The 245-nt window shown below is 61.2% G+C and carries 1 protein-coding gene; it reads right to left on the bottom strand.

From position 1 onward, the window contains the following. Positions 1-245 (bottom strand): substrate-binding domain-containing protein (locus tag AAEY83_RS17740; protein WP_351061309.1); only part of this gene is annotated, 245 nt, incomplete at both ends.

Raw genomic sequence — 245 nt, 5'->3', positions numbered from 1 at the left:
GGCTTGCGGTTCACGTAGACGAGCGGGATCTTCGCGGCGGTCACCATCTTCGTGATCTTCGGCGTCGCATCGGTATCGACCGCGTTCACGATGATCGCGTCGACCTTCTGCGCGATCATGTTCTGGACCTGGCTCAACTGCTTGCCGACGTCGTTGCCGCCGTCCTCGATCTGCACCGTCGCGCCGTCCTTCTTCGCCGAATCGGCGATGCTGTTGCGCAGGATGGTCAGGAATGTGTCGTCGAA

Origin of the sequence: Psychrobacter sp. TB20-MNA-CIBAN-0197, from assembly GCF_040309765.1 — a bacterium.
GTDB classification, from domain to species: domain Bacteria; phylum Pseudomonadota; class Gammaproteobacteria; order Pseudomonadales; family Moraxellaceae; genus Psychrobacter; species Psychrobacter submarinus.
Note: the sequence above shows the minus strand (reverse complement) of the source record. Positions and strands in the feature narration are given on the sequence as shown.